Source organism: Okeania sp. SIO3I5 (genome assembly GCF_010672085.1).
Taxonomy (GTDB): domain Bacteria; phylum Cyanobacteriota; class Cyanobacteriia; order Cyanobacteriales; family Microcoleaceae; genus Trichodesmium.
The window spans coordinates 27,111-33,165 of the sequence record NZ_JAAHHT010000051.1 but is presented as its reverse complement, the minus strand read 5'-3'; the positions used below and the strand labels follow the sequence as shown (position 1 = coordinate 33,165).

Below are 6,055 nucleotides of genomic sequence, written 5' to 3'. Positions count from 1 at the left end.
TCTATATTTTCCACCTCTTCCGTTTTGCCTAAATTTTTCACTTCTAAATTCTGACTTACGACTGCCGAGTTAATCTTTCCGATTATTTCTTCCTTGGCATTTCCCACCTCTTCCGTTTTGCCTAAGTTCTTAACTTCTAAATTCTCAGTTTTGAATTCTGATTCTATATTTCCCACCTCTTCCATTTTGCCTAAATTATTAACTTCTAAATTCTCATTTGTAAATTCTGATTCTATATTTCCCACCTCTTCCGTTTTGCCTAAATTATTAACTTCTAAATTCTCATTTGTAAATTCTGATTCTATATTTCCCACCTCTTCCGTTTTGCCTAAATTTTTCACTTCTAAATTCTCAGTTTTGAATTCTGAGTTGATCTTTCCGATTATTTCTTCCTTGCCATTTCCCACACCTTGCGTTTTGCCTAAATTCTTAACTTCTAAATTCTCAGTTTTGAATTCTGATTCTATATTTTCCACCTCTTCCGTTTTGCCCAAATTCTTAACTTCTAAATTCTCAGTTTTGAATTCTGATTCTATATTTTCCACCTCTTCCGTTTTGCCTAAATTTTTCACTTCTAAATTCTGACTTACGACTGCCGAGTTAATCTTTCCGATTATTTCTTCCTTGGCATTTCCCACCTCTTCCGTTTTGCCTAAGTTCTTAACTTCTAAATTCTCAGTTTTGAATTCTGATTCTATATTTCCCACCTCTTCCATTTTGCCTAAATTATTAACTTCTAAATTCTCATTTGTAAATTCTGATTCTATATTTCCCACCTCTTCCGTTTTGCCTAAATTATTAACTTCTAAATTCTCATTTGTAAATTCTGATTCTATATTTCCCACCTCTTCCGATTTACTCAAATTCTTAACTTCTAAATTCTCAGTTTTGAATTCTGATTCTATATTTCTCACCTCTTCCATTTTGGCAAAATTTTTCACTTCTAAATTCTCAGTTGTGAATTCTGAGTCAATCAAAACTTCTGAATTCAGAATTCTAAATTCTGAATTCATACTAAGAGGTTGAGCAACTAAACCTCCAGAAATTGGCTTTTGTAAAATATATAAATCTTGCCCATTTGCCAAATTACTTTGAGGAAATCTTTTAATGTGTTTAAACATAGAAAATATTTCCTGATAAGCTGCAGGTGTATGAACTGCTGCAATAGTACGTTGACCTTGACCATCTATTTCTCCCTCATGGTCAAGATATAAAAATAATCCCTCTTCACCAATACTATACATTTCCGCTTTATGAGCATTACCATTCAGAAAAATATCATAAACTATCGGAAAAAATTGAGGTCCGTGAAGAGTCATAAATAATATTCCCCCAGGACGCAAAACTCGATAAATTTCCCACGCCCAAAGATGTTGTAAATCTATACTTAAATGAGTAAATACCGAGATAGAATTAATTAAATCAAACTGATTATTTTCAAAAGGTAATGGTGGTTGAATATCGTTATGTTTGACCGTAGCAAATTTAATATTTTCTTGACACCATTCAGCACATTCGGCAAAAACATCACAACCAAAGAGTTTTTGATTAGGCAAAAGTTCAGGTTCAAATGCCATTAAATAACGTCCTACTCCACAACCAAAATCTAATATATTGTCAAATTGATTAAAATCAAATCCTGCTGTTTGGAGATAATTTTTTACTGTATATCTAAGGTCATCAAACGAACTAAGAAAAGCCTTCGCACTAGGGTTGCCACTTATTCTTAATAACAGATGATTTGGTGGGAGTAATGCGATAGTATTCAGGGGATAAATATTAACTACTCGCTCTAAAAGAAAATTATTAATAATTTTCACCAGGATAACGTCATCTGCTAATAAATTGTGACCATCAATAGTACAAGACCATTGATACTTTTGAGTTTGACTTTTATATTTCGGGTAACAACTTTCTACTTCCTTCCCATTGATTAAAATTGATATTTTTTCTACCTTTTCTTCTGGATTAATATCTGCTGCCCATCCCTCTAAATAAATGTCTCCCGTGACTGTCATTTTAATTTGTTTGCAACCTCCATCAGGATGACAATGAAAGTTTAATAACTCATCTATTTGTTCTGCAATTTTTAACCTCTGATTTCCAACTTCTGAGTTGATAAAAGGTTCTGAGTTCTGAGTTCTGAGTTCTGAATTCTTGCTTCCAACTTCTGAATTTATCAAGACTTCTTCCTTGTGACTCCTGACTCCTGTCTCCTGAGTTCCAACTTCTGACTTGATAAAGACTCTTGACTCCTGTCTCCTAACTCCTGATTCCTGTCTCCTGTCTCCTGTCTCCTGAGTTCCAACTTCTGACTTCATGAAGACTCCTGACTCCTGACTCCTGACTCCTGACTCCTGTTTTCTGTCTCCTGCTTCCTGTCTCCTGACTCCTGAATTCCAAATAATATATAAGTCATGGTATCCACAAAGACCTCTTTTAATTCGATGCCATTTTGCCTTTCCCTGAGTTACTTTTTCAATGACTTTACGTACCCATTTATTTCCAACATAAGTAACTCCATAATCTTCAGTTTTCAGAAAAAGACTTTCACTTTCTGGAGTAAAATAAATTTCTTCTGCTTCTACATCTGTCTCTATAGTCATCAAAGATAAATCATGGGTACTAAAGATTAATATGCCATTTTCAGTTAAGCAACTATATAATTTTTTTAACCAAGCAGCAAAAGTTTTTTGAGGAATATGACTAAAAAAAGAACAGGCAAAAATACAGTCAAATTTTTGATTTATTTGATAATCTTCAGGAGAAGTAGTTGAAACCATCCCCTCAAAACCAAACTGTTGTTTTTGAAATTCTACTGCTGCAGAATAAATATCGGAAACCCATATTTTATTGTTCGGTATTTCCTGGAGCAAAAACCTACTAAAACGCCCATAACCACTAGCAAAATCTAGAAAAGATGATATATTTTCAAAGCCATCAAAATACCATTCTACAATTTGTTTAACCGCATCTAAAATTCTTTTACCATTAGAAAAATATCGTAGTAAAGCTTCATCTTTCCTGCCATTTGTATTTTTCAAAGCATAGAGATACATTTCATCTTGTGGATGAATTTTTACGTTAATTTTTTCAGGTTTTCTAGTTTGGTCTTGAATAAAATTATTTATAATTAAGTTATTATTGAAATCTATTTTTTCAGCATTCATATTTGTTTCTTTAGGGAATAGTTCATTAATGGATAATTGATAATGGATAATTGATAATTACCTCTCCCTTTTAGGGAGAGGATTGACTAAAAGGAAGAGGATTGACTAAAAGGAAAAGATTTATTTCTCTTGGTTGATTGGATATGCTTAGGTCACCTATCCATCCCATCCTACGGACTGCTCCGCAAACAACCGCTCTCTTGGTTGATTGGATATGCTTAGGTCACCTATCCATCCCTCAACCGCTTTTTGCCCCTTTATTGGGGAAGCTTTCAACATGAATTATCTAATTATTTAATTTTTTAATTATTAATTATTCCGGTAATAGTTTCATCAAAGCACTCAGCTATTAGCTATTAGATCGAAAGAGGAAAAGGAGAAAAAAAATAATATTTCCCTACTTGATTCAATCCAATGGTTTGAACTAGAGGTAATTAATAATTGATAATTAGAGATAGTTTTCATTATTAATTATCCATTATTAATTATCCATTATTAATTATTAATTATTAATAATGGATCTATTAAAAAGTCAACGACACCTGTGCCGCATGAATCACTATAATGTTGCACTCTAAACATAGCAATGTCAATACAACGGGATAAATACGTCAGATGATCGTCTGCCATTCCCACAACTCCAGCATTTAAAAAATATACACCAGGATTTAGTAAACATTTGAACTTAAATTTAACTATAACTATTTGTTGTGCTGCAATATATTCTACCGATTTAGTCGAACCATGTAAAGACGCTCCACCCAAGTCAAAACCACTCAGAGTTTTGATCAACATTCCAAATCTAACCTTAGATGTGGAATTAATAAACTTTACTTTGTATGTATAGTAATATTCCCGGCGACTAATTAAATGATTTACCCTTTTACCATCCAAAGTAATAATATGGGGGTCAATAATTTCTGCTCCCTTATTAGGATAATGTACGGTATTTGAAGGTATCATTTCTGGGTCATAAATTTCTTCATATTCTGTTGATTCTGCAATCCGATCTTGACTTTTATTCTCACTATTTTGTTGAGATTGAGATGTTGATTCATCTGTCTCCTCATCATCAAATAAATCCTGAATAGTTAAATTAGGAATTTGGCGAATTTCCTCTCTTATTGAGGGAATTTTATCAGGGAAAGCATAAATTAATTTCTGATATTTAGAAACCACATATTTAGGAGTATGATAAAGTAACATTTCACCATGATCCATCAAAATTGCAGAATCACAAAGTTGAACTACCGTTGAAGCAGCATGAGAAACAAATAAAATTGTACCTCCCCTTTCTTGAATGTCTTGAATACGAGCAAAACATTTTCTTTGAAATGCTTCATCTCCTACTGAAAGTGCTTCATCAACCACTAAAATATCTGGATCTACACTGGTAGCTACAGCAAATCCTAACCTAACAAACATTCCACTAGAATAAGTTTTTACAGGTTGGTCAATAAAATCACCAATATCGGCAAAACTAGCAATTTTGTCAAATTTTGCTTCTATTTCTGATGTTTTTAATCCTAATAATTGACCGTTAAAAAAAACGTTTTGTCTCCCTGTAAATTCTGGATTAAATCCACTTCCCAGCTCTAGTAGTGCAGAAATTCTACCTTTAACTTTTACTTTTCCTGCTGTTGGTGTTAGAGTGCCTACAATTATTTGTAAAAGGGTACTTTTTCCCGAACCATTCCGCCCTACAATTCCTAAAGTATGCCCTTTTTCTATTTCTATATTTATATTTTGTACTGCCCAGAATTCATCTGCACGACTTTTTCCTGGGAGTAAAATTTCTTTTAAACGGTCTACGGGATGTCGATACCGTTTAAAACATTTAGAAACATTTTGTAGTGAAATTACAGTTTCAGGCATCATAGATTTTATATGTAAGCTATCAGCTATCAGCTATTAGCTATCAGCTATCAGTTATGAGTTATTAACAACTTATTATCAAATTGAAGGGGCAATTAGTCTCCCAGACAAATTTAAGGCTATTATTCAATAATTAATAATTAATTATTAATTATTAATTATTACCTCTTCTGTAATAGAAGTATTGGTTAAAAGGAATTTTTTTTCTTCTCAACGGGAGATTAGATATGGTTAGGTAACCCATCCATCCCATGCTACGGAATTATTCGCAAACGACCGCTTTTTTCTCCATGAATGGAGAGGCTTTAGACCTTGATTTTTCGGTAAAAATGCAATAAATAAAGAGTATATAATATCTTGCAGCAATTGTCAAAAATTAATCTTTTTTCGTAAGCATTCCGCTATTAGCTATTACAGAATGGAGGAAGCAAAAGTAATTGACAAATCAATGGAGAATTAAAAGTTACTTTCATTAATGGATAATGGATAATTACCTCTCCCTAAAAGGGAGAGGATTGGCTAAAAGAAAAAAATTTATTTTTTTCCTCTTGAAAGGGGGAGGCTTTAAACCTGAATGATCTAATTGTTTAATTGTTTAATTATTAATTATTTCTGTAAAATCAGTCTCTTTTAACCGCAAGAAATATTCATTTAAACCTCGCCTTTAGATACTTTTAATTATCCTTAAATTTCTGAATACTAATTCCTGCTGATTATGCAAGTAATTAGGGTTTGCTGAAAAAGTATTATGGGTGAGGGTAAGAGTCAGGAGATAGGAGACTTGAAACTGGAGTATTAAGGAATTTAGAGGAGGCATAAATAAGAATTATCCCTTGATTTTTATGCCAATAGTTAACCCTTTAATCCTAACTTTTTGCAGCTCTTGCGTAGCAAAAACCTTGTACTTCTTCAACACAGAAAACGGCTAAAACCTTTATCTGTAAAAGCTTTAAACTTTAATCAGCAAACCCTAATTAATAGCTAATAGCTGATGGCTGAATGCTGAATGC

General features: G+C 32.7%; 2 protein-coding genes. Both read right to left on the bottom strand.

All coding sequences use genetic code 11. The features are described from left to right. The coding region (locus F6K40_RS14380) for a methyltransferase (RefSeq protein WP_293136931.1) at positions 1–3,170 on the bottom strand (3,170 nt) is incomplete at its 3' end. Positions 3,171–3,665: 495 nt separating this feature from the next. After that, positions 3,666–5,045 carry an ABC transporter ATP-binding protein gene (locus F6K40_RS14375; RefSeq protein WP_293136940.1) on the bottom strand — a complete coding sequence of 460 codons (1,380 nt, stop codon included), beginning with the start codon at positions 5,043–5,045 and terminating at the stop codon, positions 3,666–3,668. Between the last annotated feature and the right edge of the window lie 1,010 nt (positions 5,046–6,055).